The sequence below is a fragment of the Arthrobacter sp. NamB2 genome, assembly GCF_005281365.1.
GTDB lineage: Bacteria > Actinomycetota > Actinomycetes > Actinomycetales > Micrococcaceae > Arthrobacter_D.
This window is the reverse complement of record NZ_SZWI01000003.1, coordinates 26,690-53,546: the sequence shown is the minus strand read 5'-3', so window position 1 is coordinate 53,546 and position 26,857 is coordinate 26,690. Positions and strand designations below refer to the sequence as shown.

At 68.5% G+C, this 26,857-nt stretch carries 26 protein-coding genes; 16 read left to right on the top strand and 10 right to left on the bottom strand.

Features of this window, described 5'->3' with window-relative positions; all coding sequences use genetic code 11:
• Window positions 1-103 precede the first annotated feature (103 nt).
• Together glpX and FDK12_RS06740 are read left to right on the top strand one after the other, a co-directional pair.
• A complete protein-coding gene (gene glpX, locus FDK12_RS06745; RefSeq protein ID WP_137368869.1) occupies window positions 104-1,153 on the top strand; it encodes a class II fructose-bisphosphatase in 1,050 nt (349 codons plus the stop codon).
• Between the two features lie 66 nt (window positions 1,154-1,219).
• Window positions 1,220-2,260 carry a lipid II:glycine glycyltransferase FemX gene (locus FDK12_RS06740; RefSeq protein WP_137368868.1) on the top strand — a complete coding sequence of 347 codons (1,041 nt, stop codon included), beginning with the start codon at window positions 1,220-1,222 and terminating at the stop codon, window positions 2,258-2,260.
• On the opposite strand, the gene manA is transcribed toward FDK12_RS06740, so the two are convergent.
• The 4 genes from manA to FDK12_RS06720 form a co-directional block, all read right to left on the bottom strand.
• Entirely contained in the window at window positions 2,257-3,660 is a 1,404-nt protein-coding gene (manA, locus tag FDK12_RS06735; RefSeq protein ID WP_137368867.1) for a mannose-6-phosphate isomerase, class I, read from the bottom strand. The genes FDK12_RS06740 and manA overlap by 4 nt on opposite strands.
• Window positions 3,661-3,754: 94 nt before the next feature.
• The gene (locus FDK12_RS06730; protein ID WP_137368866.1) at window positions 3,755-5,344 is read right to left on the bottom strand and encodes an LCP family protein; all 1,590 of its coding nucleotides are present in this window, start codon (window positions 5,342-5,344) and stop codon (window positions 3,755-3,757) included.
• Complete coding sequence (purE, locus tag FDK12_RS06725) at window positions 5,341-5,844, bottom strand: 5-(carboxyamino)imidazole ribonucleotide mutase (RefSeq protein WP_411266157.1); 504 nt, start codon at window positions 5,842-5,844, stop codon at window positions 5,341-5,343. The genes FDK12_RS06730 and purE overlap by 4 nt, the downstream gene beginning before the upstream one ends.
• Before the next feature lie 41 nt (window positions 5,845-5,885).
• Window positions 5,886-7,061, bottom strand: a complete 1,176-nt coding sequence (locus FDK12_RS06720) for a 5-(carboxyamino)imidazole ribonucleotide synthase (protein ID WP_189636284.1) — start codon at window positions 7,059-7,061, stop codon at window positions 5,886-5,888.
• 302 nt (window positions 7,062-7,363) lie between these two features.
• On the opposite strand from FDK12_RS06720, the gene FDK12_RS06715 reads away from it, so the two are divergent.
• Window positions 7,364-7,918 carry a GtrA family protein gene (locus FDK12_RS06715; protein ID WP_137369198.1) on the top strand — a complete coding sequence of 185 codons (555 nt, stop codon included), beginning with the start codon at window positions 7,364-7,366 and terminating at the stop codon, window positions 7,916-7,918.
• Here the strand turns inward: FDK12_RS06715 and FDK12_RS06710 are convergent.
• Entirely contained in the window at window positions 7,893-8,693 is an 801-nt protein-coding gene (locus tag FDK12_RS06710) for a TIGR03089 family protein (RefSeq protein WP_137368863.1), read from the bottom strand. The two genes, FDK12_RS06715 and FDK12_RS06710, sit on opposite strands and share 26 nt — an antisense overlap.
• Before the next feature lie 230 nt (window positions 8,694-8,923).
• On the opposite strand from FDK12_RS06710, the gene FDK12_RS15345 reads away from it, so the two are divergent.
• Genes FDK12_RS15345 through FDK12_RS06695 form a run of 3 tightly spaced genes read left to right on the top strand, consistent with a single transcriptional unit; the run spans window position 8,924 to window position 15,053 of the window.
• The gene (locus FDK12_RS15345; RefSeq protein ID WP_137368862.1) at window positions 8,924-9,517 is read left to right on the top strand and encodes a WhiB family transcriptional regulator; all 594 of its coding nucleotides are present in this window, start codon (window positions 8,924-8,926) and stop codon (window positions 9,515-9,517) included.
• Window positions 9,496-12,957 carry a glycosyltransferase gene (locus tag FDK12_RS06700; protein ID WP_411266156.1) on the top strand — a complete coding sequence of 1,154 codons (3,462 nt, stop codon included), beginning with the start codon at window positions 9,496-9,498 and terminating at the stop codon, window positions 12,955-12,957. Before FDK12_RS15345 ends, FDK12_RS06700 begins: the two co-directional genes overlap by 22 nt.
• Entirely contained in the window at window positions 12,954-15,053 is a 2,100-nt protein-coding gene (locus FDK12_RS06695; protein WP_137368860.1) for a DUF5719 family protein, read from the top strand. The genes FDK12_RS06700 and FDK12_RS06695 overlap by 4 nt, the downstream gene beginning before the upstream one ends.
• 59 nt (window positions 15,054-15,112) lie before the next feature.
• On the opposite strand, the gene FDK12_RS06690 is transcribed toward FDK12_RS06695, so the two are convergent.
• Window positions 15,113-15,607, bottom strand: a complete 495-nt coding sequence (locus tag FDK12_RS06690) for a metallopeptidase family protein (protein WP_104117870.1) — start codon at window positions 15,605-15,607, stop codon at window positions 15,113-15,115.
• A gap of 121 nt (window positions 15,608-15,728) precedes the next feature.
• Here FDK12_RS06690 and FDK12_RS06685 point away from each other — a divergent pair, with 121 nt between their 5' ends.
• From FDK12_RS06685 to FDK12_RS06670, 4 genes are all read left to right on the top strand, one after another.
• The gene (locus FDK12_RS06685) at window positions 15,729-16,115 is read left to right on the top strand and encodes a DUF3499 domain-containing protein (protein ID WP_137368859.1); all 387 of its coding nucleotides are present in this window, start codon (window positions 15,729-15,731) and stop codon (window positions 16,113-16,115) included.
• 97 nt (window positions 16,116-16,212) lie between these two features.
• Window positions 16,213-16,407, top strand: a complete 195-nt coding sequence (locus tag FDK12_RS06680) for a hypothetical protein (protein WP_104117862.1) — start codon at window positions 16,213-16,215, stop codon at window positions 16,405-16,407.
• A gap of 64 nt (window positions 16,408-16,471) precedes the next feature.
• A complete protein-coding gene (ahcY, locus tag FDK12_RS06675; protein WP_223263146.1) occupies window positions 16,472-17,971 on the top strand; it encodes an adenosylhomocysteinase in 1,500 nt (499 codons plus the stop codon).
• A 157-nt stretch (window positions 17,972-18,128) separates the two neighbouring features.
• A complete protein-coding gene (locus FDK12_RS06670; RefSeq protein ID WP_189636283.1) occupies window positions 18,129-19,418 on the top strand; it encodes an Ig-like domain-containing protein in 1,290 nt (429 codons plus the stop codon).
• A 35-nt stretch (window positions 19,419-19,453) separates the two neighbouring features.
• Here the strand turns inward: FDK12_RS06670 and FDK12_RS06665 are convergent, their stop codons facing one another.
• Entirely contained in the window at window positions 19,454-20,254 is an 801-nt protein-coding gene (locus tag FDK12_RS06665; protein WP_137368856.1) for an RDD family protein, read from the bottom strand.
• Window positions 20,255-20,428: 174 nt separating this feature from the next.
• Between FDK12_RS06665 and FDK12_RS06660 the strand changes: the two genes are divergently transcribed.
• Both FDK12_RS06660 and FDK12_RS06655 read left to right on the top strand, forming a co-directional pair.
• Complete coding sequence (locus FDK12_RS06660) at window positions 20,429-21,421, top strand: stage II sporulation protein M (protein ID WP_137368855.1); 993 nt, start codon at window positions 20,429-20,431, stop codon at window positions 21,419-21,421.
• A 114-nt stretch (window positions 21,422-21,535) separates the two neighbouring features.
• Window positions 21,536-22,969 carry a DUF1461 domain-containing protein gene (locus FDK12_RS06655; RefSeq protein ID WP_223263145.1) on the top strand — a complete coding sequence of 478 codons (1,434 nt, stop codon included), beginning with the start codon at window positions 21,536-21,538 and terminating at the stop codon, window positions 22,967-22,969.
• A gap of 331 nt (window positions 22,970-23,300) precedes the next feature.
• Here the strand turns inward: FDK12_RS06655 and FDK12_RS06650 are convergent, their stop codons facing one another.
• Together FDK12_RS06650 and FDK12_RS15440 are read right to left on the bottom strand one after the other, a co-directional pair.
• The gene (locus tag FDK12_RS06650; protein WP_137368854.1) at window positions 23,301-23,672 is read right to left on the bottom strand and encodes a hypothetical protein; all 372 of its coding nucleotides are present in this window, start codon (window positions 23,670-23,672) and stop codon (window positions 23,301-23,303) included.
• A gap of 105 nt (window positions 23,673-23,777) precedes the next feature.
• Window positions 23,778-24,146 (bottom strand): histone-like nucleoid-structuring protein Lsr2, encoded by a 369-nt coding sequence (locus tag FDK12_RS15440; protein WP_137369196.1) that lies wholly within the window; start codon window positions 24,144-24,146, stop codon window positions 23,778-23,780.
• 436 nt (window positions 24,147-24,582) lie between these two features.
• Here FDK12_RS15440 and FDK12_RS06640 point away from each other — a divergent pair, with 436 nt between their 5' ends.
• Genes FDK12_RS06640 through FDK12_RS06630 form a run of 3 tightly spaced genes read left to right on the top strand, consistent with a single transcriptional unit; the run spans window position 24,583 to window position 26,055 of the window.
• Entirely contained in the window at window positions 24,583-25,131 is a 549-nt protein-coding gene (locus FDK12_RS06640) for a hypothetical protein (RefSeq protein ID WP_137368853.1), read from the top strand.
• The gene (locus FDK12_RS06635; protein WP_137368852.1) at window positions 25,128-25,547 is read left to right on the top strand and encodes a hypothetical protein; all 420 of its coding nucleotides are present in this window, start codon (window positions 25,128-25,130) and stop codon (window positions 25,545-25,547) included. Before FDK12_RS06640 ends, FDK12_RS06635 begins: the two co-directional genes overlap by 4 nt.
• Window positions 25,537-26,055, top strand: a complete 519-nt coding sequence (locus FDK12_RS06630) for a hypothetical protein (protein WP_137368851.1) — start codon at window positions 25,537-25,539, stop codon at window positions 26,053-26,055. The genes FDK12_RS06635 and FDK12_RS06630 overlap by 11 nt, the downstream gene beginning before the upstream one ends.
• A 223-nt stretch (window positions 26,056-26,278) precedes the next feature.
• Here FDK12_RS06630 and FDK12_RS15035 read toward each other — a convergent pair whose 3' ends face one another.
• Complete coding sequence (locus tag FDK12_RS15035) at window positions 26,279-26,452, bottom strand: hypothetical protein (protein WP_189636282.1); 174 nt, start codon at window positions 26,450-26,452, stop codon at window positions 26,279-26,281.
• A gap of 14 nt (window positions 26,453-26,466) precedes the next feature.
• Between FDK12_RS15035 and FDK12_RS06625 the strand changes: the two genes are divergently transcribed.
• Window positions 26,467-26,757, top strand: a complete 291-nt coding sequence (locus tag FDK12_RS06625; RefSeq protein WP_137368850.1) for a hypothetical protein — start codon at window positions 26,467-26,469, stop codon at window positions 26,755-26,757.
• Window positions 26,758-26,857: the final 100 nt, after the last annotated feature.

Genomic DNA, 26,857 nt, shown 5'->3' with positions numbered 1-26,857 from the left:
TCGGGATGCATGTACGCGTCATCACAGGGCGGGCGGGGCGGTGCCCGCCTATGATGACAGCACGGAACAGGTACGCCCGCGTACTGCCTGAACACCTTCGACGATGAGGATAAACGTGTCCCAGAACGCTACGAACGCCCAGTACTCGACACTGTCGCCGGCTCTTGCCGTCGGGGACGACGAGCCGGACCGCAACCTCGCGCTGGAACTCGTACGCGTCACGGAGGCAGCGGCGATCGCAGGCGGCCACTGGGTCGGCTTCGGTGACAAGAACCTCGCCGACGGCGCCGCTGTGGATGCCATGCGTTCCCTCCTGCAGACCGTCCACTTCAACGGCGTCGTGGTCATCGGCGAGGGCGAGAAGGACGAAGCGCCCATGCTGTTCAACGGTGAGCGCGTGGGCGACGGCAGCGGACCCGAGTGCGACGTCGCCGTCGACCCGATCGACGGGACCCGCCTGACCGCCCTGGGCATCAACAACGCGCTCGCCGTCCTCGCGGTGGCCGAGCGCGGCTCGATGTTCGACCCGTCCGCCGTGTTCTATATGGAGAAGCTCGTCACCGGCCCGGAAGCCGCCGACATGGTGGACCTGCGCCTGCCGGTCAAGCAGAACCTCCACCTCATCGCGAAGGCGAGCGGCAAGAAGGTCAGTCAGCTCAACGTCATGATCCTGGACCGCGACCGCCACAAGCCGCTCGTCGAGGAGATCCGGGCAGCCGGTGCGCGCACGAAGTTCATCATGGACGGCGACGTGGCGGGAGCCATCGCGGCTGCTCGCGAAGGTACCGACGTCGACGCCCTCATGGGCATCGGCGGCACGCCGGAGGGGATCGTCGCGGCATGCGCCATCAAGTCCCTCGGCGGCGTCATCCAGGGCAGGCTCTGGCCCACGAGCGACGACGAGAAGCAGAAAGCCCTCGACGCCGGCCACGACCTGGACCGCGTCCTCTCGACCAACGACCTCGTCACCAGCGACAACTGCTACTTCGCCGCCACCGGCATCACCGACGGCGACCTGCTGCGCGGCGTGCGCTACAGCAAGGACAAGGTCCTCACCCAGTCCATGGTCATGCGCTCGAAGTCTGGCACCATCCGCGTCGTCGACGGCGAGCACCAGGCCCACAAGTGGGAGACCTACGCCCGCATCAAGTAGACCCCGCCCGTCGCGTCGCGAGCCCCGGCGCAGCGGGTCCGTGATGTGCCCCTATAGGCTGGTCCGATGAGTCTTTCCGTGTCGCCCTGCCATGATCGTGCCCTCTGGGACACCACCGTCAACCAGCTGGCCGGCCATCCCCAGCAACTATGGGGCTGGGGCGAGACCAAGGCCGCGCACGGCTGGAGTGCCGACCGGGTGCTGGTCGCGGAGAACGGCGTGGTCGTCGGTGCCGCCCAGATCGTGTGCAAATCGCTGCCCCTGCCGCTCCGGAGCCTCGCCTACATCCCGCGCGGTCCGCAGACGGTGCAAGGGCGCGAGATCGAGGTCCTCGAGGCCATTGCCGGCTACGTACGCGCCGCGCACCGGTCGGTGGCGCTGTCCATCGAGCCGGACTGGGATGCCGGGAGCGACGTCGTACGCGCGCTTCCGGGTGCCGGCTGGAAGGCCAGCACGAACACCATCCTGATCGGTCGGACGCTCATCCTGGACCTCAACCGGTCGGAGGACGAACTGCTGGCGGACATGACGAAGAAGCACCGCCAGTACATCCGCAAGTCCGGCCGGGAGGGACTGGAGATTCGGCGGGTCGTCCGCAGCGAGATCGGCGCATGCCTCGACGTGTACCGGCTGACGGCAGAGCGCGCCGGATTCGGGATCCACGAGGACACCTACTACCTCGACATCTTCGACAACCTCGGCGATGCCTCGCCCGTGTACGCGGCCTTCCAGGGGGAGGACGTCGTCGCGTTCCTCTGGCTCTCGACGACGGACACGACCTCCTTCGAGCTCTACGGCGGAATGACCGACGAGGGCGAGCGGCTACGAGCGAACTACGCGCTCAAGTGGTTCGCCATCCAGGAGATGAAGGCCCGAGGGGTGTCCCGCTACGATTTCAACGGCCTGCTCAACGACGGCGTCTCGCGTTTCAAGATGGGCTGGGCGAAACACGAGGACCAGCTCGCCGGCACCTGGGACCTGCCGCTCTCACCGTTCCATCCGCTGTTCAGCCGCGCGCTGCCGGTCGCGAAGCGCGGTATGCAGGTGGGCCGCAAGCAGGCCGGTCGTCTGGTCGGTGCCGTACGGGGAGTCTGCGCGGCACGCTAGAGCGCCGGCATCTCCCCGCCCACCGTGACGGCGAAGGCCAGCACGGGGCCGTCCGTCGCCCCGGATCCGTCGGCTGCGGGTCGGACGACGAGCGGGGCCTCCGATGCTGCGACGAAGGCGCTCCCACCGCGGGGCACCGAGAGCGTCGAATTCGGGGTGTCGAGCAGGATCGGTCCGGTGACCGCGAGGACCACCACGGGACCGTTCTGCACCACCGGGACATGGGCGGGGGTGAGGCTCTCATCGGAGGGAAGAGCCGTGTCGGCATGGCCGCCGTTGACTCCCGTGTCCACCCCGGCGTCCACCCCGCCGTCCACCCCGGCCTCCACTCCGTCGGCGGGCTGCCCGTCCGGACCGGCGGCGCTGTCCGCCAGCACGATGCGCTGCAACTGGAACTCGTCGAAGGGCGGTCGGTAGAGCTCCTGGTCGAGGAGGGTGTACTCGGGTGACAGTGCGGGGGGCGCGAGGGGCTCGAAGACCACGGTGGAGAGCAGTTCGTCCGTGTCCACGTGCTTCGGCGTCAGGCCGCCGCGCAGCACGTTGTCCGACGACGCCATCACCTCGATGCCCAGCCCGTTGAGGTAGGCGTGGATGTTGCCGGCCGGAAGGTAGAGCGCCTCTCCCGGCTCGAGGGAGACACGGTTGAGCAGGAGCGCCACGAGCACGCCCGGATCTCCCGGGTACTGGCCGCTCAGCTCGGTGACGGTCCTGAGGTCACGCGCGACGGCGTCCGGGTCCTGGTCCGACGGACCAGTGCGGCCGGCGACCGCCCTCTCGACGTCCATCACGACGTCCTGCGGTGCCTCGAGCAGGAGCGTGAAGGCTGAGCGCAGGGCCGCGGTGTCACCGGCCGCGAGGTATCCGGCGACGCTGTCCAGGAGTTCGTGCGCGGGCGAGCCCGGTCCGACGGCGGAGGCCAGGAACGTGAAGATGTCGACCGCCTCGGGCAGCGGCCGGAAACCGCAGAGGGCCTCGAACGGCGTCAGCGCGTAGATCATCTCCGGCTTGTGGTTGCGGTCGCGGTAGTTGCGGTGCGGCGCGCCCTGGGGGACCCCGGCGGCCTCCTCGGCGTCGTAGCCCGCAGCGGCCTGCTCGAGGCTCGGATGGACCTGCAGGGACAGTGCGGATCCGGCAGCGAGTACTTTCATCAGGAACGGCAGGCGGTTGTCGAACCGCTCGGCGACCGTCTCCCCGAGAAGGCCCTGCGGATCCTGGCTGATCAGGTCCTGGAGGCTGCGCCTGCTGCCGTCCGTGAACACCGCGTGCGACGGAGAATCGGGGTGAGCCCCGACCCACAGTTCGGCTTCGGGCCCGCCCGACGGCTCCCGTCCGAGCAGCTCGGCGATGGCGCTCTCCGATCCCCAGGCGTAGGGGCGCAGCGTGTTGTGCAGGAGGTACATCGTCGGGTTCCTTCGGCTCGTGGAGGTGTGTTCGTCCGGCGTGTGGCCCGCTCAACGGGAGCAGCCGGCCGCAGTCAGCGGTAGCAGGCGTCGGTCAGGCGGGGGAGCACTGGCCGTTGTTGGCCAGCAGGTCACCGAGGGTGGCGTCGTCGCCGATGGTGGCGAGTTCCTGCAGGTACTCCTCGGTGATCTCTCCGTCCGTGGTCTGCGCCGGCAGCTGCGCGACGACGACCGCGCGTTCCAGCTGCAGGTGAGCGTCCGCGGCAGGGTCGGCCGGCTCCTGCACGAACATCTCCTGCACGCGGCTGTGGATGAGGTCGAAGTCGGGGTAGGTCACGAAGTTGTCGGCGGGGGTGCCGAAGTCCGGGGGACCGATCGTCAGGCGGCGCGTCTCCTGGCCCTGGGCCTTCAGCCCGAGGTCCACGAAGCTCGCCAGCTGGTCCTGCGGGATGTCCGTCTCGACGATCTGCGTGCCGGCTGCCGCGATGGATTGGAAGCGGGTGAGGACGGTCGCCGGATCGAGCTGGGCGATCATTGCCTGCTGGACGCACTGCTGGCGGGCGATGCGGTCGTAGTCCGTGACGAACTCGCGCGACCTCGCGTACCAGAGCGCGTGGTAGCCGTCGAGCGTCTGCACGCCCGGCTTGATCCACCCGTCCGGGGGATAGTGGCGGATCGGGTCGGTACCCGGGATCTCGCCCGCGGTGATGGGCACCCAGCCACCGGCATCGATGCGGATGCCGCCCATTGCGTCCACGAGCTGTTCGAAGCCGCCCATGTCGACCAGGAGGTAGGCCTGGACCTCGATCCCGAGCACGCCGCTCGCGGCGTCCATCATCGCCTCCGCCCCCGGATCCGTGGCACCGGGGTACAGGTCGGGGTAGTTCTGCGCCACGTCGGTGTACAGGCTGTTGATGATGCAGGGATCACCGCAGTTGTAACCCTCGGGGTAGACCTCCCAGAGCGGCGAGTCCGCAGAGAACTGGGCGTTCTGGAAGTTGCGCGGGATGCTGAAGGTCACCGTCGCGCCCGTGGCGGCGTCGACGCTGATCACGGAGATGCTGTCCGGTCTGCGTCCCGTGCGGTCCTCGCCGGCGTCGCCGCCCATGAGCAGGAAGTTGTACCGCCCGTCCACGGGATCGAACGCGGGCCCGGACTGGAAGATCGAACCGACGGTGGAACGGCCCACGTTCAGTACGTAGGCGCCGTAGGCGAGCGACCCGCTGGTGAGCACCATGAGCAGTGCCAGCGTGCCGGCCACGAGCGGGCGCACGCCGCGATCGAGCAGGGGCATCCGGATCAGGCGCAGCGTGTTGACGAAGAGCAGCGCCCACGCGAGTGCGAGGCCCAGCATCGCCACGATGAGCAGCAGCGACCACCAGCGGTGGGTGACGATGCCGACGACGAGGCTGCGATCGGTCAGCGCGAGGACGAGTGCGAGGAGGACGAGCGCCCAGCAGGTGAAGGTCGTCCTCAGGGCGCGCCGACCGAGCCGCCGGTTGCCCGCCACGACCTGCGCCGACCCTGGAAGGACGAGCGTCATGGCCAGGAGGACGAACGCCCTTTTGGTGCGGACGGCGGGCGACGCCGACTGGGGATACCTGACGGGATCGGTGAGGCCGGTCGTGCCACTGCCCCCGGCGCCCCCGCCGCCGGTACCCGCGACACGCGTGCCCGTGATCATGCGTGGTCCGTCGTCGACGCCGCGATGCGGGATCGGAGCGCCGCGCCCTTGGCCTCCGCCGTCCCCCGCAGTGCGTCCGCGAAGTCGACGAGTTGCCGGCGGAGCGTCTGCGCCTGGTCGTCGGTGCCCGCAGCCAGCATCCGGACGGCGAGAAGCCCCGCGTTGCGGGCGCCACCGATGGAGACGGTCGCGACGGGGACGCCTGCAGGCATCTGCACGATGGAGAGCAGGGAATCCATGCCGTCGAGGTACCGCAGGGGGACCGGCACACCGATCACGGGCAGGGGAGTCACGGAGGCGAGCATGCCCGGGAGGTGCGCGGCGCCGCCGGCCCCGGCGATGATGACCCGCAGTCCTCGTTCGTGGGCCGTGCGGCCGTAGTCGATCATGGCTGCCGGCATGCGATGGGCGGAGACGACGTCGGCCTCGTAGGGGATGGAGAACTCGGCCAGTGCGGCTGCGGCGGCTTCCATGACGGGCCAGTCGGAGTCCGAGCCCATCACGAGGCCCACCTGCGCGTTCGTCACTGCGTTCCCTTCGGTCATTCCTGGTCTGCGGAGGGCACGTCGGTACCGTCACGCAGTATTGCAGCAACCCTGGTGGCACGTGCGCGGACGGCGGCGAGGGGTTCTCCCGGGCCCGCCAGCGCGTTCACATGGCCGATCTTGCGCCCGGGACGCACGTCCTTGCCATAGAAGTGCACTTTAGCCGATGGCCCCGAGGACATCGCTGATTGGTAGGCCGCGTAGATGTCGGTGTTCGCTCCACCGAGCACGTTCTTCATGACGGTATGCGTTCCGACGGCGTCGGTGGCGCCCAGCGGGAGGTCGAGAACGGCGCGAAGGTGTTGCTCGAACTGGCCCGTCACCGCGCCGTCCATCGTCCAGTGGCCCGAATTGTGCGGGCGCATCGCGAGCTCATTGACCAGATAGCCCGCCCCCGAGCCGGGTGTCTCGAACAGCTCGACGGCCATGACGCCGGTGACGTCGAGGCGTTCCGCGAGGAGCAGTGCTGCGGCGGTCACGGCGTCGGCGACCTCGACGGGCAACTCCGGAGCCGGCGCGATCACCTCGTCGCACACGCTGTCGACCTGGATGGATTCCACGACCGGCCAGGTGACGGCCTCACCCGACGGACGCCTGGCCACCAGCACGGAGAGCTCCCGGCTGAACGGGACGAACTGCTCGACCAGGAGGTCACCGCCGGTGAACCAATCGTCCGCCGCGGCCAATCCGGACGCGTCCCGCAGCACGAGCACGCCCTTGCCGTCGTAGCCGCCGCGGGGGGTCTTGAGGACCACGGGCCAGCCCGTCGCGGCAGCGAAGGCCTCGACCTCTGCCGCCGTGCTGACGGCGCTCCAGCGCGGATTGGGCAGGCCGAGTTCCTCGACGGCGCGCCGCATCACCAGTTTGTCCTGTGCGTGCCGAAGCGCCGCAGGGGATGGGTGGATGGCGACGCCTTTACCGGCCAGCTCCTCGAGCAGCTCACCCGGGACGTGCTCGTGGTCGAAAGTCACCACATCGACACCTGCCGCGAAGGCTCGCAGTGTCTGCGGATCCCGGTAGTCGCCGACCTCCGCGTGGGCCACCGCGGCTACCGCCGAAACACCGGGCCCCTCGGCCAGGACATGGAGTTCGAGGCCCAGTTCGACGGCGGGACCGGCCATCATGCGCGCGAGTTGGCCGCCGCCCACCACGCCTATCACGGGAAAAGTCACCATCACAGGGTACCTACCGTGTGCCCCCGGCTCTGCCACCGACCGTCCGAGAGAGCCCCGACCCCGGGTGGAATCGGCTGGTTCCCCTCGTTCTGCCGGGCAACTGCCAGCCCCACGCTGCGGGATTCCGACGCGCGGCGGCACCGGAGACCGTAAAATAGTCCGAAACACGCCATGCAAAGGTCAGCCGGGGTGGCTCGCTCTGCTGGCCCCTGTCGCGGTTCGTCCTGCAACCGCCGGGGATCACGCCCGGCGGGCACGGCGTTCGTACCGAACCGCGGAGGTAGGCAGTGGCAGGACTCATGGACCGGATCAGGGGCCTCGCATCCCTCTTTTGGCGCGAGGTCGCGAAGTTCGGAGCCGTTGGCGGAGTGGCCTTCGTCATAGACAACGGCCTGTACTGGTACCTGATTCACGGGCCCATGAGCGGCAGTGAGGTCAAGGCACGGTTCGTCTCTGCTGGCGTCGCCACCATCTTCGCCTGGGTCGCCAACCGCTACTGGACCTTCCGGCACCGCCGCCAGCCCAACGCGGCGCGTGAACTCGTCATGTTCGTCTTCATCAACGTCATCGGCATGGGCATCGCCGCGGGCTGCGTCGCTGTCGCCAAGTATGGTTTCTCGGTGGAAGAACCGAGCACCATCTTCGTCGTCGGTATCTTCGGGACGGTGCTCGCCACACTGGTGCGCTTCGTGGCCTACCGGTTCTGGGTGTTCAACGTCGAACTCGACGCCGAACCCGAGTTCAGCCACGACCAGGAGCTTCTCCACCCGCACGCCGGCACGTCCGGCGAAGCGGGCCGGAGCAGGCAGTCGCCCGAGGGCGAACCCGTCAAGCAGTCCCCGACCGGGCCGTAACGCGTTCCCCGGAAAGCAATCGGTCGGTGACGGGTACGCCGTCCTCGACGAGGACGATCGCCCCGTCCTGCTGCCATACGGCGAGTGCCGCTGCAAGGGCGTGCAGAAGATCCGTGCCCGGTTCCAGGAGCAGGGTGGGGTTCTGGGAGGCGCTGTCCGGTGAGGCGCTGTCCGATCCACCGCCGGGTGGCGGCGTGTCCACGAGCGAGGCCATGTCCCCGGCGTTCAGCATCGCTGGACCGGCATGCACGAGCGGTGCGGTTGCGTCGTCCTCCTCCCCGAAGTACACGTCGCCGTGCGAACGGATCTCCGCTGCGTAATCCACGGCGCCACTGGGCAGGGGGCCGTCCCACCGCAGGGCGAGCGAGCCGAGCGCCACGCAGACGAGGAGGCGCGGGGGATCGACGGCCGGTATGGCCCGCGAGGTCATGATGACGTCCCCGATCTTCTCCCTGTCGTCCGGCGAGGCCGCTGTGCCCGGGCCGGCGTCTGTGTCCTGGCCGGCGTCGTCCGGCAGGACGACCACGCAGCCCACCTGCCAGCATGCGAAAGCGAGCGCGAGGGATTTCCAGTGCACCGGCAGGTCGAGCTCGACGACGGTCCCGTTCGCCGCGTCGAGCTCGTCGACCAGGAGGTTCGAGCTCTTGGCCACCCAGTTGTCGAAGACACGCCCCGACAGCTCGATCCGGCCCTCCCGCCCGTGCCAGATGAGGCGGGGCGAGGATGGGCTGACAGACCGCATCCGGGCCAGGATCGCTGCTGGTGTCTGTGACATGGTGCTCATCTTCCGGATCGATGGTGGCTCCCGCCGACGCGCCGACGAGAACAGGTACGCGCCTCGGCGTGGCGGCCGGGGGGGTGCGGCTCCGACTCTATAAGATTCCCTCCGCGGCTTGACGGATTCCGACTTACACCCGTGTAATTAGGCATCGGATTTGTTCCAGCAGCGGGGCGCGAGGGTCGACCCATGCTGATGTTGGAACGGCAACACCGGGAGGGCTGACCATGGGGCAGGCAGAACGCATACAGGAACGACCAGACATCGCAGCGCAGGCTTCGGCTCGCTACGGTTCGAGGGGCGTGCCTGCGGACTGGTTCATCGACCCTGCAGACCCGATGGCAGCCGAACGGTACCGCGAGGGCAGCCGTTCGACGCTCGACGACCAAGCGACCGCTTTCCTCGCCGCCCACGAGGCGCTCGCCGGGCTTCCGAATGTCGAGGAGGGCCCGAGCAGTCTCCTCGTGCTGCCGACCTTCGACCCCGAGATCGACCAGCTCCTGCCGGACGTGCAGGAAGATGCACGGCCCCAGGGCTCACCCGCAGCGCAGCCGGTCTGGATCGGGCTGCCCATGGCGCCCGGCAACGGGGACGACGACGGCGAACTGTCCTGGCAGGCCGACGCCCTCTGCGCGCAGACCGACCCCGAGGCGTTCTTCCCCGAGAAGGGTGGCTCCACCCGCGACGCCAAGAAGGTGTGCGGCTCGTGCATGGTGAAGTCCGAGTGCCTCGAGTACGCGCTGGAGAACGATGAGCGCTTCGGCATCTGGGGTGGGCTCTCCGAGCGCGAACGGCGCAGATTGCGAAAGCGAGCAGTCTGATTCAGTTCCACCGTCGCGTCACCGCCGTCGTCGTTGCCCACAACGGCGCTGAGTACCTTCCCGAGACACTCGAGGCCCTCGAACGCCAGACCCGCCCGGCAGACTTCTGCGTCGGTGTGGACACCGGCTCCACGGACCAGTCGGCTTCCATCCTCCAGCTCCACCTGCCCACGGGGAGCCCTGTCGTAGGAGCTCCGCCCCGTGCAGGTTTCGGCACTGCGGTCCGCACCGCCGTTGCAGAGATTCCCGCCCGGAAGGACTCGCACGAGGGGAGGGCCCATGAGTGGCTGTGGCTCCTCCACGATGACTCAGCCCCGGAGCCCGATGCGCTCGCAGAGCTTCTCCTGGCCGTCGAGCGTGCTCCCTCGGTGACCGTGGCCGGCACCAAGCAGGTCGCCTGGGACGATCGCCGCGAACTCCTCGATGTGGGGCTCTCCATCAGCAGGTGGGCCGAGCGGCTGACCCTCATCGACGTCGATGAGCACGACCAGGGCCAGTACGATGCCCGGAGCGACGTCTTCGCAGTGAATTCGGCGGGCATGCTGGTGCGTCGGGACGTGTGGGATGCGCTGGACGGCTTCGACCCGGCGCTGCACGGTGTGGGCGACGACCTCGACTTCTGCTGGCGGAACCGCCTCGCCGGCCACCGCGTCGTCGTCGTCCCCGGCGCCGTCGTCCGGCACGCCACCTCCAGGCAGCACCCTCTTTCCACACCGCACTCCGCGCGGGCCGCCGAAGTCTATCTGCGGCTCAAGCACACGGCCGCATGGAATGTGCCCTTCCTCGCGGTCGGAGCGGTGCTCGGGGGCGTAGCGCGGCTGCTGCTCGGACTCCTGGCCAAGGACCCCGCGCACGGCACGGGCCAGCTCCTGGGCAGTATCGGAGGCGCCTTCCGCCCTGTCAGCCTGTGGCGGTCACGCCGCTCGGCACGGCGGACCAGGCAGCGGCCGCGCTCCATCGTGCGACCGCTGATGACCCCGCGCCGCGACGTCTGGTCGCATCGCCGGTCCGTCATCGACGCCTTCACCTCCCGCGGCGCGAGCGGAGCCCACGGTCCGGTGGGCACCGAGGAATACATCCCTTCCGGTGACAGCAACGACGATTTCGCCGCACTCGCGACTCCTGCCCGGCTGTGGGTGGGTGCGGGCGCAGTCGCTGCCGTCGTCGTGCTCCTGGCCGTTTCGCTCGTCGGGCTGCACCGACTGGTCGGCGCGTCGGCGCTGGCGGGCGGTGCGCTGCTTCCCGTCGCGGAGACGCCGGGTGCTATCTGGGACAGCGCGACGTCGTGGTGGACCATACTCGGCACGGGCTTCGCCGCTCACGGCTCGCCGTTCGCCTACGTGCTGTGGCTGCTCTCCCTCCTCGGCCTGGGTTCGGCGAACACGGCGGTCGTCGTCGCCGTCGTCTGCGCACTGCCGCTGGCCGGCCTCTCCGCATGGTTCGCTGCCGGAGCGCTGACGAGGTCGCGCGGCCTGCGCCTGTGGGCCGCCCTGTTCTGGGGCGCCGCGCCCGCCTTGCAGGTCGCGCTCGGAAGCGGGCGCCTCGGCGCACTGATCGCCCACATCCTGCTGCCGCTGGCGCTGCTCGGCGTCGTCCGGGCCGTCGGCGGCGCGATCGTCGACCGTCCGTTGCCCGAGCAGATCGCCAAGCCCGGCGTCGGGGGCACCCGCAGCTGGACCGCCGCCGCCGCCGCGGGCCTGGTGCTCGCGATCGTCACGGCCTCGGCGCCGTCCCTCCTTCCCTTCGTGCTCGCCATGCTGGTCCTGGCACTGATCGTCGGACGCCGGCGTACCCGGACCCTGTGGTGGACTCTCCTGCCGGTCGTCGCGCTGCACCTGCCGTACGCGCTGTCAGCGGTGCGGGAGCCCCGCGGGCTCCTCGGCGACCCAGGGGTGCCGGTGGGTTTCGACGCGGCGGAGCCGTGGCAGCAGCTCCTGGGTTTCCCGGTGTCGTTCGAGCCGTTGCTGCCCCTCGCAGCACTGGACTTCCTCGCCGGGCCGTGGTCCCTCGTCGCGGCCATCGTCATCGGTGCACCCGTCGTGGTCCTCGCTGCCCTCGCGCTGTTCGGGCGGGGCGGGCGCGGCACGGCGGTGCGCTCGTTCTGGGTCCTGGCGGTTCTGGCCCTGGCCCTGGCGGCTCTCGCGGCCGCCTTCCCCGTCGCTGCGGGAAGGACATCCCTCATCGGGGTGTTCCCCGGTCCGCTCGTCTCCGCCGTATCGCTGTGCCTGCTGGCGGCTGCGCTCTCGGGGCGGGCCTTCCAGCGGGGCGGGGCCGATCCGCTCGACGAGCCTCGCGGCAGCCGTCGGTCGCTGCGGGTTGCCGGGGGCATCGCCCTCGCCGTCGGTCCCGTCCTCAGCCTGGGCCTGTGGCTCGCGCCCGAGGGCTCCGGCCCTCCGGCTGCTGTCACGCAGCCCGTCACCATCCCGGGAGCCCCGGAACAGGAGGCCCGGGTGCCGGCCGACAGCTCTGATTTCGGCACGCGCGTCGTCCTCGAGCCCGTCGCTGAACGTCCTCTGCCTGCAACCGCCGCGGATCGGGGCGCCGGTCCCGAGCGGACCCGCACCCTCGTGATCACGGTGGACGAGGACGACAACGTGGCCGCGTCGCTCATGCGCGGATCGGGCACGACCCTCGACGCGCTCAACCCGCTGTTCGCCGCACGCAGCCTGCAGGGCGCGGAGGATGTGACAGTACGTGAGGACAGCGAGTCCGCGCGCGTACTCCGCACGGCTGTCGCCGTGATCGTCGGCTCGACCGGTGCCGACCCCCGCCCGAGCCTCCGCGACCTCGGCGTCGGGTTCGTCGTCCTCCAGCAGTCCGACACTGCGGGAGACTTCCTCAGCGGGCGCATCGATTCCGTTCCGGGCCTCACCGCCGTCGGCGATACCGACGCCGGGCGCCTGTGGCGCGTCGTTCCTGCCACGCTCGACGACGGCACCGAGGACGAGGGTGATCGCACCGCACGCGTCCGCGTGGTCGACGCCGACGGGCGCACGACCTCGGTCGTCCCGTCCGCCGCGATCGGTGCCCACGGTGCGATCGAGCCGGGTGCCGACGGCAGGACACTGGTGCTCGCCGAGGAGGTTGATCCCGGCTGGCAGGCCAGCCTCGACGGACGACAGCTCGATCCGGTGTCCGTCGGATGGCAGCAGGCATTCGTCCTCCCGCCCGAGGGCGGAACTGTGGACGTCTCCTACGTGAGCCCCTACCAGCCCTGGGTTGAGGCGGTCCAGGCGCTCGTCCTGGCGCTGACCGTGCTTTTGGCAATTCCGATCCCCTCGAGGCCGGGAGTCGCCCGACCCAAGGGGAGCCGCCGATCGCAGCCTGCTGCACGCCATCGACCGCCCTCTCCGACCGACCGCCACACTGCTGGTGGCGAGGACGTGGAGACCCACGAGGACGATCACCAGCCGGCAACCAGCGGAAGAAGCTCGATGTGATCTGGGGACGCAAGCGCGACACCACCATGGAAGGTGTCACGGCTGAGAACGCGGACGCTCAATCGGCAGGGGACAGTGCCCAGCGCCTGCAGGAGGAGTCCTCGGCAGCGACGACCCCGGCCGATGGAGCCCCGGTAGGCGGAGCGTCGGTGAGTGGCACCGCCGCGGAACCGGAGCGGGCTGATGCCGATATCGACGCCACGCCGGCCGGTGCCGCCGTCGACCCCCGGGTGACGGAGAGCCGGACTGCAGGTGTCGCCGACAGCGAGGCGACAGCGGATCCTGCCGCAGAATCGGAGCGGGCTGATGCCGATATCGACGCCACGCCGGCCGGTGCCGCCGTCGAGCCCCCGGTGACCGAGAGCAGGACGGCAGGTGTCGCCGACAATGGGGCGAGAACGGATTCTGCCGCGGAACCCGAGCGGGTCGATGCCGCCGTTGCCGCTCGCGCGGTCGCGCGCGACCGGGCGGCCGGAAGCGGTGCCGGTACGCGCCGCCGAACCCGCGCAGGGACAGCGGTCGGTGTGGCGACCGGGGTCATGCTGCTGGCGGCCACGGCCGCGATCGCGTCAGGGACCGTGACCGAGACACTCATCCGCACCCCCGGGACAGGCCTCGCGGTGCCGACGGCCGCCGTTCCCGCCGGTGATTACACTGCGGTCTGTCCTGCGCCGCCCCGCCTGCTTCAGGCTGCAGTGGAGGGATCGGATCCGGAGTACAGCCCTGCCTCCGCCACCGCGAAGACCACCGTCGCCCTACTGGTGCTCAGTGACCTCAGCGCGACGCTCACCGGCAGTGGGCTGCTGCAGGCGGATGGCGGCGAGCCGATCAGGATGATCGAGGAGTTCTCGCCCGAGCCGAACCCAGCTGCAGAGCAGCCCGCCAGCAGTAACGAGGACGGCCTGACAGGTCGCACCGCGGGTGTGGCACGAGGGATGTCCGTCGACGCTCCGTCCGTCTTCCGCGCGCAGCCGCAGGGCGGACTGACTCCCGTGGCAGCCGCCACGTCCACGTACACCGCCACGGACGGCGACCTGCGGGGCCTTGCAGCGACGGGCTGCCAGGTGCCCTCGAGCGATTTCTGGCTCATGGGAGCTTCCACGACGGTCGGCCAGTCCTCGATCCTGATCCTGACCAACCCGACCGAGACGCCCGCCACCGTGGCACTGGAGCTCTATGGCCAGGATGGGCCGATCGAGGCTGCCGGTACCAGGGGCCAGCTCGTGGCACCGGGGGAGACACGCCAGATCGTCCTCGCCGGGGTGTCCGGCAACCAGGACCAGGTCGCCGTGCGGGTCCGCAGCGATGGAGGACGGATCGCGGGATTCATCCAGCAGAGCGTCCTGCGCGGCCTCACGCCCGGCGGCGTCGAACTGCTGGCGCCGAGCGGCCCGGCCGGGGTCACCCAGGTGGTGCCCGGCGTCGTCGTACAGGACGAGGCTACGGCCCGCCGCATTCGCGAGCAGGAGGGGTACGGTTCCGCAGCCCCCCAGCTCCAGGTACTCGTCCCGGGCTCGAGCGATGCCGTGCTCGACATCAAGGTCTACGGCCCCGACGGGGAAGTGGCACGGCCGGGCGGGGGAGTCGTGACGGCCGCGGCCGGGTCGGTCACGGCGGTGCCGCTCGAGTCCCTGCCTGGGGGGAACTACACGATCGCCGTCACTTCGGATGTCTCCGTGGTGGCATCAGCGCAGGTGACTCGCGGCGTCGACGACGGCGAGCCTGTCGACTTCGCCGGTGCTCCTGCAGCAGTCCGGCTCGGCAGCGACCATGCGCTAGCGCTTGCCGAGGGCGCCGATGTGTCCCTCGTACTGGGCGCGCCGAGCGGGCGGGGAGAAGTCACGCTGACCCCCGTGGCCGCTGACGGGGCACTCGGGAAACCGGTGGTGATCGGCATCGCCGGCGGCACCTCCGTGACGGTGCCGTCGTCGTCCTTCGGCCCGACGCCGGCTGGTGTCATCATCGACGCGACCGGCGATCCGGTCTACGGTGCGCAGATCGCGACACTGCCGGGAGCGAGGGCCGGAGTCTCGGTCGTCAGCGTTCCGGCCGGAGCGACGGGGCCACAGAGCATTCCCGTGGAACTCGGCTACTAGCTCCTGTGCGGTTCGGTGGCTGCCCGCTCCTGGGACAACCGAGCCGACGCCGTCGTACCTCAGGCCTGGGAGCGACCGTAGGCCGGGTCGACCACCTCGGGCGCGAGTCCCATCAGTTCGGCAGCCTGCTCGACCACGACGTCGTGGACCAGTTCGTTGACCGGCATGAGCGCCTTGGCAGCCATGAGCACGGGATGACGGTAGATCGTGATGACGGCCGGCCGGCCGGGCGCGGCAGGGGAGCAGGACCCGAGGAGGCCGCGGAGTGTCTCGGGCGTCATGTCCTCGAGGCCGTCCGGTATCTCCTGCACCACGATCTGCAGGTCCTGGATGCGTTCGCCCCACAGGCGCTCGAGCCGCTGGGCCGATTCCATCACCCAGTCGTCGAATTGTTCCGACCTGGAGCGTGAGCCGGGCAGGTGCTGCGGAAGCAGTTCACCCCGCATGCCGCGCCCCCGACGGTTCCGCCGGCGTTCGTAGAACGACCGCGCCGGACGCCCGCCAGTGGACGTCGGATCGGTCAGGTTGACCGAAAAAGTGGAAGCATCCTGCATGTAAAGACTCTAAGCCTTGAACACCTCGCCCGCACTCCCCACAACCGAGGCATCCAGGGTTGTGGCACCCGGTGCGCGTCCTGACCTCCGCCTGCTGCAATGCCCGGTAGGCTTTCCCATCGTGGGATCACTCCGTCAATGCTCCAGATCAGCCTGCCAGCGGCCGGCGGTGGCTACCCTCACGTATGTCTACGCCGACTCGACTGCAGTGCTCGGCCCGCTCGCCATGTACGCCGAGCCCCACACGTACGATCTCTGCGCCGTCCACGCGGAGAGGCTGACGGTTCCGCGCGGATGGGAAGTAGTACGGCTGACGCTCCCGGAGGCTGCGCCCGAGCACAACTCGGACGACCTGCTTGCCCTGGCGAATGCGGTGCGCGAAGCGGCGGCCGAGCCCTCGCCGGAGCAGCTGACGACGGGACAGCGCGGGAGCAGGTCACCCATCGAGCCGCCTGCCGCCGTCAACGGTCCCCGTCGGGGCCATCTCAGGATCCTGCGCGAGCCCTGACGGGGCGCTCATCGGCGTCGCCGGATGAAGGACGGGTGGAGCTTCCGCGTTAGACTTGGAGGTACAAAAGCCACCCCTCCCGAGCGAAAGCTTCTCCATGGCGAATATCCCAGCACAGCTGCTCGACGTCCTCAGATGCCCCGTCACAGGGTCGAAACTCGTTCAGGACGGCGACGTGCTCCGGTCATCATCTCCGGGCCCCGATGGGGAGCCGCTGACGTACGGGCTCGATGAGGGCATCCCTGTGCTGCTGCGCCCCGAACTCCTCGATGGTGCCGCCCGCGCCTCCTAGGCCGACGCGCTTCTCCGCGCATCGCCCCCGTACTCCCCGAACCCGAAGCAAGGAACAGCAGACCATGACGTTCGACTACAAAGTTGCCGACCTTTCTCTCGCGGAGGCGGGGCGCCACCAGATCCGCCTCGCGGAGCACGAGATGCCGGGTCTCATGGCCCTGCGCCGCGAGTACGCCGAGGCGCAGCCCCTGGCGGGCGCCCGCATCGCCGGGTCGCTGCACATGACCGTGCAGACAGCAGTCCTCATCGAGACGCTCATCGCCCTCGGGGCAGAGGTCCGCTGGGCATCCTGCAACATCTTCTCCACGCAGGACGAGGCCGCCGCGGCCGTCGTCGTGGGAGCGGGCACCGTCGAGGAGCCCGCGGGTGTCCCCGTCTTCGCCTGGAAGAACGAGAGCCTCGAGGACTACTGGTGGACCGCGACCCAGATCCTGACCTGGCCAGGCCAGGCGGAGGACCTCGGTCCCAACATGATCCTCGATGACGGCGGTGACGCCACGATGCTCGTCCACAAGGGCGTCGAGTTCGAGGCTCTCGGAGCAGTCCCGGCCAACCCACAGGAGGGTGATGCGGACTACTCGCACGAGTACACCGTCTTCCTCGACACGCTCCGCTCGACCATTGAGTCCGAGCCGCAGAAGTGGACCACCATCGCCGCAGGGATCAAGGGCGTCACCGAGGAGACGACGACGGGCGTGCATCGCCTGTACCAGCTCGCGGCCCAGGGCAAGCTCCTGTTCCCGGCGATCAACGTCAACGACTCCGTCACGAAGTCGAAGTTCGACAACAAGTACGGCATCCGCCATTCCCTGCCCGACGGACTGAACCGCGCCACGGACGTGCTCATCGGCGGCAAGGTGGCCGTGGTGTGCGGCTACGGCGACGTCGGCAAGGGTGCCGCCGAGGCCCTGCGTGGCCAGGGCGCGCGCGTGATCGTCACGGAGATCGATCCCATCTGCGCACTCCAGGCCGCGATGGACGGGTATCAGGTCGCGAAGCTCGAAACGGTGCTCGCACTGGGCGACATCTTCATCACGACCACGGGCAACAAGGACGTCATCATGGCGCGCCACATGGCGGGTATGAAGCACCAGGCCATCGTCGGCAACATCGGCCACTTCGACAACGAGATCGACATCGCAGGTCTCGCCCGGATCCCCGGCGTGGAGAAGATCGAGATCAAGCCGCAGGTGCACGAGTGGGTCATCCCCGCCGACGAGACCGAGGGCGTGAAGCAGCACTCGATCATCATGCTGTCCGAGGGACGCCTGCTGAATCTCGGGAATGCCACCGGGCACCCTTCCTTCGTAATGAGCAACTCCTTCGCGAACCAGACGATCGCCCAGATCGAGCTCTACACGAAGTTCGAGCAGGACGACGCCGAGGGGAACCGCGAGTACGAGAACGAGGTCTACGTCCTGCCGAAGATCCTCGACGAGAAGGTCGCGCGCCTGCACCTGGACGCACTGGGCGTCGAACTCACGGAGCTCACCAAGGGCCAGGCGGAGTACCTCGACATCGACGTCGCCGGACCGTACAAGCCCGAGCAGTACCGCTACTGATTTCCTCCGCTGTCTCAGATCGGCCGCAGACGGAGCCACCCGGGCGCCGGCTGCGGCCGCATCGGAAAGACACCCGCATGCCGCCTACCCGGTGTGCCCCACCCGGTCGCGTAAAATCGCTCAGGGCAGCTACGTCGAGGGGCACAGAAGCATGCGCATGAAGCAGGAGTCGAGCAAGGCCGCGGCGAACCGGAAGGGCTGGAAGATCGCAGCCATCGGTGCCGCGGCGGTCGTCGTGGTCGGCGGTGGCGTCGGTATCGCCACGGCATCGCCCTGGAACGACGCGTCGCCATCGTCCTCGTCCTTGCCCTCGTCCTCCACCTCCGCGGAGGCCTCCGGTTCACCAGGATCGGCAGCACCCAGCCCGTCGGCCTCCTCGGCGCGGGCCGAGCCGTACACCGTCGGGCTCACACCGACCAACGGAGCCTTCGGCGTCAACCCGGTCACCGTAGCTGCCGTGACCGTGGAGGGCGCCACGCTCGACGCCGTCGAGCTGGCGCCGCGCGCAGGTGGCACCCCGATCGCCGGAACCGTATCCGCCGACGGCGCGAGCTGGACGGCGACGGAGCGGCTGGCGTTCGACACCGAGTACGAGTTCTCCTACACGGTGCTCGATTCGGGCGGGAACGAGCGACGCGAGACGTCGAGGTTTACCACCGTGGAACCGGCCAACGAAGCGGATGCCGCGATGTTCCCCCTGGACGGCAGCACCGTGGGTACCGGACAGCCGTTCGAGTTCACCTTCAGTGAGCCGGTCACCAAGCGCGATGCCGTGGAGAAGGCCATCACGGTGACCAGCACGAGTGGGCAGCCCGGCGCTTTCTACTGGCTGTCGGACACCAAGGTGCGCTACCGTCCGGAGACCTTCTGGGCTCCGAACAGCACCATCACGGTCGACCTGAACCTGTTCGGCGTCGACTTCGGCAACGGCATGATCGGCAACTTCGACAAGACCATGACGGTGAAGACGCACAACACCCGCCTTGCGGTGGTCGACAACACCACGAAGACCATGAACGTCTATCTCGACGGCAAGCTGGACCGGACCTTCCCGGTCACGCTCGGCACCGACGAGTGGCCATCCACCGAGGGGTACATGGTGGTCATGGAGCGCTACGAGACCACGAGGTTCACAGCCGAGTCGATCGGGCTCAAGCCCGGTGACCCTGCCTACTACCCGCCGACCGTCGTCAACCATGCCAGCCGGCTGAGCAACGGCGGTGCCTTCGTCCACGAGGCACTGCCGGCGGCGCAGGTGGCCCTCGGCAACATCAACGTCTCCCATGGCTGCATCGGTATGTCCCCGGAAGGCGCGGAGTACTTCTACAACACGTTCGGGCCCGGCGATGTGGTCCAGATCCTCAACACCGACTACGGGCCGATGTACGTCTGGGACGGCTTCGGCGACTGGAACGTGCCCTGGAACGAGTGGGTCAACCAGCCGTAGGTCCGCTCACCCGATCGTTCGCGAGGCTCCGCACGCTAGCTGAAAGGCAGTGTGTGGAGCCTCTTCGCTGTCTTCTCCGAGCGTTCGCGCTGGCGCATCATGGCGGTGTAGTCGCGCTCCCGGCGTGACGCGATGACGGCATGCAGGAACTCCTCCGGATGGGTAGTGCCCGGCGGAGGTGGTGAGACGTGGTGGCTGGCCTCGGCCGCGAGGTCGAGGGCGAGCCTGTGGCGCGCCTGCTGGGTGAGCCTCGGTGCCTCGGCGAGGAACTGGGACATCCTGCGGGCGAGTGCATCCGGGAGGCGCCCGATGTCGGCGGTCTCGGACCACTGCTGCAGCCGTGGCGGCATCACGGCCAGTGTGCGCGGGGCGGCGACCACGCGCTCCCGCATAGAATAGGTTCCCGCCAGCAGGTCGCCGAGGCGCTTGGACCGCTCGTTGAACAGGGAGACGAGGAACGCGAGCGACCCGCCGAGCATGTAGATCTCCAGGATGGCGACCATTCCGCGGATGAACGCATGGCGGAAGCGGATGGCCCCTCCGTCGTCGCGCACTATCCGCAGTCCCATCACGAGCCGTCCGAGGGATTTGCCGCGCGTCACGGTCTCCACGGTCACCGGGACGACGAGGAGCAGCAGGACGACGACGGACAGCAGGAGGGCGTTGGTCAGTGCCGGGTCGAGGACTCCGCCGAAGACCCTCCCGATCAGCAGCACGAGCAGGATCGCCAGGATGATCTGAGCGGTGATGTCGATGATGACACTCAATCCGCGCGCCGCGAATCCGGCCGGCCTCAGTTCGAGCACGACCGCTTCGCCGGTGACGACCGAACTCATGTGTTCCCCTTCGGCAGGTGCTGACGAGCGCTTCCGGTGTGGGCAGCGGTTCTCGCGGCCGGACCTCCCGCCCAGCCTATCGCCGGGTGTCCAGGGGAGGCATTTGAGCGGTGCCCGCAGCCGGGTGAGCGGACCCTGCCGCACGGTGCGGGAGTCGGACTATAGGGTTGGCCCATGGACGTGGACGCATTCATCGCGGTGCATCGCAGCGATTGGCAACGCCTCGACGACCTCGTGCGCAGGCGCCGGCTGAACGGCGCGGAGGCGGACGAACTGCTCGTGCTGTACCAGCGCGTGTCGACGCACTTGTCCATCATCCGCTCGGTGGATCCGGAGAGCGCCCTGTCCGGTGCACTGTCCACGCGCCTCTCGCGGGCGAGGACGCGGTTCACCGGTGCGAGATCGAACGTCACGGAGGACATCGCGCAGTTCTTCGTGAACTCCCTGCCCGCCGCCTTCTACCGCGTCCGGTGGCTCACGGTCTCGGTAGGAGTGCTCTTCCTCGCGGTGACGGCGCTCTACGCCCTCTGGGTCGCCGGGACCCCCGGGGTCATCCAGGCGCTCGGGACGGACGAGGACCTCCGGCGCTATGTGGAGGAGGACTTCACCAACTACTACTCGGAGAACCCTGCGGCCTCCTTCGCGGGCCTGGTCTGGACGAACAACGCCTGGATAGCCCTGCAGGCTGTCGCCTTCGGCGTCTCCGGCATCTGGCCGGCCTTCATCCTGTACCAGAACGCGCAGGGCATCGGCATCACCGCCGGGATGATGGCCTCCTACGACCGGCTCGATGTCTTCTTCCTCTACATCCTGCCCCACGGCTTCATGGAGCTCACGGCGATCTTCATCGCGACGGCGGCGGGCCTGCGGATCTTCTGGGCGTGGGCGGCGCCAGGGCGCAGGTTGCGAGCGGTCGCTCTGGCCGAGGAGGGTCGGGCCCTGATCACGGTCGCACTCGGGCTCGTGCTGGTCCTGCTCGTCTCCGGGCTCGTCGAGGGGTTCGTGACCCCGAGCGCGCTGCCGCCGTGGCTGCGACTGTCGATCGGGTTCCTGGTCTTCGCGGCGTACTGGGCCTACACGCTGATACTCGGTCGGCGGGCTTTCGCTACGGGGCACAGTGGAGACCTGGGCATCGTCGATCGGGGCGATACCGTCATCACTTCCTGAGCGCTGCGGGCGCGGTGCTTCGGGCGGGGAGCCTCCCCGCCAGGCAGGCTCGAGCCCGGTAGTGTCGGAGTCGCCGGAGTCACCGCCGGCGGCAGTCAACGAGGAGACAGTGCAGTGGCAGAGATCGATAGTCCGCGATCCGGCGCGTCCGGTGCTCGACGCCTGAACGACGACGATCCTGCGATCGGCAGGACCGGCACCCCATCGGGTGACGCAGCGCCCGGTAGCGCAGCGCCAGATGACGCAGCGCCTGGTGATGCAGCGTACGGAGTGGCACAGCGCCACAATCTCCCGCGACGGCGGGCGAGCACCCTGCCGGACCTGTCCGGCCTGCGGGACGAGGACCCGGACGGCGGCTCCTCAAGGGACGCAGCCACCACCGGCAGCACGCCGCCCGCGACCAGGACGATCCCGATGGCTCCGGGCGGTTCCGCTCCTGATGCGACGAGCACGACCGGAGCGGAGCACTCCGGCGGCCCTGACGGAACGACCGGTTCGTCGGTCGCCGCTCCTTCCGCTGTTCCGTCCGGCACCGACGGTACGACCGGTTCGTCGGTCGCCGTTCCTTCCGCTGTTCCGTCCGGCACCGACGGTACGACCGGTTCGTCGGTCGCCGTTCCTTCCGCTGTTCCGTCCGGCACCGACGGTACGACCGGTTCGTCGGTCGCCGTTCCTTCCGTCGCCGACGGTACGACCGGTGACTCCGACGGCGGCGTTCGGTCCGTCGGTGAAGGGGTGGAACGCGCCGACGCCGCACCACCGGGCGGGGGAGGCCACGAAGCCGCGCGACGGGCCGCAGCGCGCGATCAGGCGGTCATGGCGAAACCGGGTCTGGCCCGGTTCCTGCAGGTGGTCGTCGCGCTCTTCTTCCCCATCATCGTCGTCGCGGCCGCCGTGCGGGCCGTCGCGACGTCGTCGTTCCTGTGGCTCGAATACCACCGGCCCGGTTTTCCCGCCGACCGGTTCGGCTTCTCCCTCGATGACCGCATGACGTACGGTTCGTACGCCCTCGACTACGTCATGAACTTCGCGCCGCCCAGATACCTGGGCGGTCTGGTGACGCCGGAGGGGGAACCGCTGTTCCTCGCCTCGGAAGTGGGCCACATGGCGGACGTCAAAGGTGTCCTCGGCCTGTCCTTCGCCATCGCGCTGGTGCTCTTCGTGCTGGCGGTCCTCGCGTGTGTCTACCTCGCCCGGCGGTACAAGGGTGGCGTGAGGAGGGCCCTTTTCGCGGGAGCCGTCCTGACGCTCGCGGGCATCGCCGTCCTGACGGTCCTCGCGGTACTGGCCTGGGAGACCTTCTTCACGCAGGTGCACGCCCTGTTCTTCGCCGACGGGACCTGGACCTTCCGCGTCGACGACACGTTGATCCGTCTGTTCCCCGAACAGTTCTGGACGGACTCAGCCGTCACGGTCGCCGTGCTCGTGCTCGCGGCAACCCTTCTCACCCTCGTCCTCACCTGGCCCACCAGGGGGCGACGCGAACGCTCGATGCTGGCACAGGAATCCGCGCAGTCCCGGTACCGGAAGGCGCTCGACGCGTCCTGACCGTGGTGCACTCGGGGCTCCGAATTGCTGCCGTAGCGGTTGGCGTCGTACAGCCCTGTTCACGTAATCCCTTGCATGGCCTGAGACATCATGGTGGCCGCCAGTTCCGTGTCGGCTCCCCGGCACGTGCATGCACCCGTGGAGAAGGGTTTAGTGGGGGTCCTGGCGAGACTCGGAAGCCTGGTGCCCGGCGCCTCGACGTGCTCCGCCCCGGGCATCACTGAACGTCGCCGGGCGGCGTCGGTTGTGTCCGAAGCAGCGCACCCTGTCAGCACCCTCAGCAGGCTGGAGCACAGCAGGGCGCCGAACATCGTGACAGGCTTGGTGTTGGTCACGACGGGCCACCCTGCGCGATGCGTTCCTGCCACCAGGCTGGCACCGCTTCATCAGCGCGCGGGAATCTCTGCAGCTCAAGGGAGTAGTCGTGGGCGCTGACCTCGAAACCGAAGTCAGGTTTCTCGTCGTAGTTGTCGTCGATGTCCAACGTGCCCGAGGCCGACAGTGTCATGACCAATGACAACCACGTTCCGGTGCCGGGCTGCTGAAGCGCGGCTTTCAAGTCGTCGAGGAGATCCACCACGACGAAGGGCGGCGCCGCACGTTCCTCTTCGCCATCCCTGTTGGCGCTGGTAGATGAACCACGCCAGGTATCGCGCGGTCCCCCTGGACAGCTGGCCGGCATCACGTAGGCGAAGGATCTCATCGGCGAAAAGCTGTGCGTCGCCGGCAAAAGGGCTGGTGTGCTCAAGGACCCGGTCGACCACCAGTCGTAGCTGGTCAACCGGCAGCGCGATCATCGTGTCATCACTCATCTCGTACCTGCGTGCCCCGTGGTTGCCCTGTCAGATGCAGACCACTCTGCCCTACCTCGGTCCCAAAGGCACCGCCCGAGCACCCCTGAGGACGAATACCATTCTTCCGGTTCCCGGTTCCCGGTTCCCGGTTCCCGGTTCCCGGTTCCCGGTTCCCGGTTCCCGGTTCCCGGTTCCCGGTTCCCGGCCTTCCGACCTTTGCTTGCATATTCGGTGATGAAGGAGCGCAGTACTCCAGCTTTCTCCGTTATCAGGCTGATCTCATATCCAACGCCGTCCACTGTGGAGCGGACAATCTCCTGTGCCGTTTCGCCATTCAGATCGTCGACCAGTTCCACCAGTACGGCGGTCCTGGTGTACGCCATGGCGTGGGCCTGCATCCGCGGTTCCTTTGGCGGATAGCGGATCCAGACGTTATTTCGCCTCGGCTTGGGGAAGTCCATGGCCCTGCGGTTCTCGACGCGGGAGCGAACGACACGTTCTCCAACGACACCGTCTGATAATGGCTGAGGCACCTCGCACCACGCACAATGGTGATGGTGGACGGTGTTCACGCGGTGGGCGGAGGACATGATGGGCACCCCCGAATGGTCGGCAACCCTGCTGGAGCTGTACCGTCAGGCATTCAGCCGGGAGCCGGAGGTGTTCCTCCAAGATCACCCACCGGTTGTCCCGATGCACGAGGGCCTCATGCTGATGGTTGGCAGGACACCCAGCCGACCGCACCGTCCGACAGGCGCCCTCGAGATCGGCGACTAAACCTGCTCCTCGCCGCCACATTCACATCACTATGGGGGAACAATGATTCTGGCTCTGATCATCGCGTGTGAGATCGGCTTCTGCGTCGCCATTCTTGCCGGATTGGCCATGCGGTACATCAGGGGGAACAAGCGGCTTGGTGCAGCTCTGCTCCTGATCGCCCCGTTGATCGACGTGGTGCTCCTGGTAGCCGTCACTGTGCACCTGGTAGCCGGCGCCACGGCGTCCTGGCACCACGGGCTCGCAGCGTTGTATATCGGGTTTTCCGTCACCCACGGACACCGGATGATTGCTTGGGCTGACACCCGGTTCGCCCACTGGTTCGCCGGCGGGCCCGCTCCCTTGAGGACGACCGGACGCGAGTACACCCAGCGGTGCTGGGGTGACTTCGTGCGGACCCTCGGCGCAGCTTCCATCGCCGCGGGCATTCTTCTGATCATCACCTGGTGGGTCGATGATCCTTCCCGGACTGAAGCGCTTACCGGCTGGTATCGCATCCTCGGAATCGCCGTGGTCGCGGAGTTCATCTGGGCACTCAGCTACACCATCTGGCCCCGCAAGGCAGCGATCGTCGTCGAGATCAGCAGGTGAACCCGCTCCTCGTCTTCACCGTGCTTCCCCTGGGCATCTTCCTAACATGGGCGAGCATCTCGATGCTCCGGCAGAAGTGGATGTACCTGCTGGTCGCGGACTCCTTCCTGCCGGGCAAGCCGAGCCTGGCGATGCTGCCCAACGGCATCCTGATGATGCTGGTTCCCTTCAGCGACTGGATCACCGCTCTTCCAAAGCCACTGAGCGGGATGATCTCGATCTTCCTGATCATCTGCCTGGCGGCGGCACTCATCGGCTGCTTCTGGATGCCCCGCCCCCTGCAGCCACAGTGGATGAAGGACTCCGATGAGCGGCTGAAGAACGGCACCGACGCCGCCGCGGTCAAATACCGGCACAGGCTCACGGGCCTCCCTGCACCTGACGAACAACCGAGAGGACCTCAGCATGACCACTGAGCACACTGAGAGCGGCTACGCCCAGGCTGTGGCGATCGCCCAGCGGAAGACCCTGCTGTTCTCCGCCATCTGGTTTCCCACGCTTACGGCCCTTGGCGGCGTCGCGCACCTGCTGGTGTCGCTGCTCCTGCAGCAGACCCTGGAGATCGGCATCGTCTTCATCATCATCGGGTCCGTGCTGACGCTCCTGATGTGGCTGGTCACCCTCGGAAAGCGGTACTCGAAGACACCACCGAAGTCGGCCAGGGACATGATCCGTCTGGGCTGGGCCCTGCACACGAACCCTCCGTTCGCCAGGTTCTGCAGGGCTGCCGGCGTACTGCTGGCCATCACCACTGTCGTCCTGCTCTTCGTGCCGATGAACGACGCCTCCAGAGGTGTGGCAGCTCCCCTCAGCGCACTGGCTGCCGTCTGGTTCTTCGGCACGGCCTGGGCGACGTCCTACACACAGCGCCAGCTGGTTGCGGCGGGCAGCGCGGATCAGTATGCGACGCCTGCCAGCCGGTAGCCCGGGACGCAGGAACAGGACAAAGAAGGAGCCCCAGAGCCAGGCTCTGAGTTCAGGTGGTCTTCGACGCACCCGTGGTCCTCGTTCCGGAGGTTCCTGAGAAGCCTCAGGTCCAGCCCGGAGGGCGGTAATGCGGGACGCGCGGGTACGGAATCCCACCCTCACCCTACGAGCGAACAAGTGCAACCCATGGCCACCATCCACGATGCTGACCACCCGCTGACTATGCAGCCTTCGTCTCGGCGGCAACCTGCTCCGCGACGTCGTCCGCTGTCGACGCCAGCGCCGGCTCGGTCTGTGATTCGACGGCCGGCGAGCTGGTGCCGGCACCGTCCAGGGCCCGGTTCATCTCGGCTGTGCTCAGCCGCGAGCCGCCCGGATCGTGTACCCGGTACATGCCATCATCGGATCATGGCTACCTACCGCATCAAGGCAGAGTTCGACCTGGACATCCTCGACTCCGACGCAGCACGGGAGATCGCCCGGCAGTTCCTGGTGCAGCGCGTTGATGACGCCACGATGAATGGTTTGGAAGTCCGCACTGCGGCAACCACCCCGGCTGAAGCGTTCAACGATGTGCTCTCCTCGCCGCAGGCGCTGGCCTCACTGCTGGCCACCGTCCTGTTCACCCGCGGTGCCGCCGCGACGCCGGCCGCGAGATGCTCGAATCTCGCGATGGAGCACCTCGAGCTGCGGGACTGAGACAACGCTTTCACTGCACACTTGGCACGCCGCCCGTGGGAGAAGCGGGCCCGGGCGCGCGGCGCCGGCGGGAACGCAGTGCCGTTCGGTGCCACCGTCC

What these genes read in the sequence shown, in the direction of transcription:
- glpX (WP_137368869.1), top strand. Translation starts at nt 104, where the DNA reads ATGAGGATAAACGTGTCCCAGAACGCTACGAACGCCCAGTACTCGACA.
- FDK12_RS06740 (WP_137368868.1), top strand. Translation starts at nt 1,220, where the DNA reads ATGAGTCTTTCCGTGTCGCCCTGCCATGATCGTGCCCTCTGGGACACC.
- manA (WP_137368867.1), bottom strand. Translation starts at nt 3,660, where the DNA reads ATGTACCTCCTGCACAACACGCTGCGCCCCTACGCCTGGGGATCGGAG.
- FDK12_RS06730 (WP_137368866.1), bottom strand. Translation starts at nt 5,344, where the DNA reads ATGATCACGGGCACGCGTGTCGCGGGTACCGGCGGCGGGGGCGCCGGG.
- purE (WP_411266157.1), bottom strand. Translation starts at nt 5,844, where the DNA reads ATGGGCTCGGACTCCGACTGGCCCGTCATGGAAGCCGCCGCAGCCGCA.
- FDK12_RS06715 (WP_137369198.1), top strand. Translation starts at nt 7,364, where the DNA reads ATGGACCGGATCAGGGGCCTCGCATCCCTCTTTTGGCGCGAGGTCGCG.
- FDK12_RS06710 (WP_137368863.1), bottom strand. Translation starts at nt 8,693, where the DNA reads ATGTCACAGACACCAGCAGCGATCCTGGCCCGGATGCGGTCTGTCAGC.
- FDK12_RS15345 (WP_137368862.1), top strand. Translation starts at nt 8,924, where the DNA reads ATGGGGCAGGCAGAACGCATACAGGAACGACCAGACATCGCAGCGCAG.
- FDK12_RS06690 (WP_104117870.1), bottom strand. Translation starts at nt 15,607, where the DNA reads ATGCAGGATGCTTCCACTTTTTCGGTCAACCTGACCGATCCGACGTCC.
- FDK12_RS06680 (WP_104117862.1), top strand. Translation starts at nt 16,213, where the DNA reads ATGGCGAATATCCCAGCACAGCTGCTCGACGTCCTCAGATGCCCCGTC.
- ahcY (WP_223263146.1), top strand. Translation starts at nt 16,472, where the DNA reads ATGACGTTCGACTACAAAGTTGCCGACCTTTCTCTCGCGGAGGCGGGG.
- FDK12_RS06670 (WP_189636283.1), top strand. Translation starts at nt 18,129, where the DNA reads ATGAAGCAGGAGTCGAGCAAGGCCGCGGCGAACCGGAAGGGCTGGAAG.
- FDK12_RS06665 (WP_137368856.1), bottom strand. Translation starts at nt 20,254, where the DNA reads ATGAGTTCGGTCGTCACCGGCGAAGCGGTCGTGCTCGAACTGAGGCCG.
- FDK12_RS06660 (WP_137368855.1), top strand. Translation starts at nt 20,429, where the DNA reads ATGGACGTGGACGCATTCATCGCGGTGCATCGCAGCGATTGGCAACGC.
- FDK12_RS06650 (WP_137368854.1), bottom strand. Translation starts at nt 23,672, where the DNA reads ATGAGATCCTTCGCCTACGTGATGCCGGCCAGCTGTCCAGGGGGACCG.
- FDK12_RS15440 (WP_137369196.1), bottom strand. Translation starts at nt 24,146, where the DNA reads ATGGCGTACACCAGGACCGCCGTACTGGTGGAACTGGTCGACGATCTG.
- FDK12_RS06640 (WP_137368853.1), top strand. Translation starts at nt 24,583, where the DNA reads ATGATTCTGGCTCTGATCATCGCGTGTGAGATCGGCTTCTGCGTCGCC.
- FDK12_RS06630 (WP_137368851.1), top strand. Translation starts at nt 25,537, where the DNA reads ATGACCACTGAGCACACTGAGAGCGGCTACGCCCAGGCTGTGGCGATC.
- FDK12_RS15035 (WP_189636282.1), bottom strand. Translation starts at nt 26,452, where the DNA reads ATGTACCGGGTACACGATCCGGGCGGCTCGCGGCTGAGCACAGCCGAG.
- FDK12_RS06625 (WP_137368850.1), top strand. Translation starts at nt 26,467, where the DNA reads ATGGCTACCTACCGCATCAAGGCAGAGTTCGACCTGGACATCCTCGAC.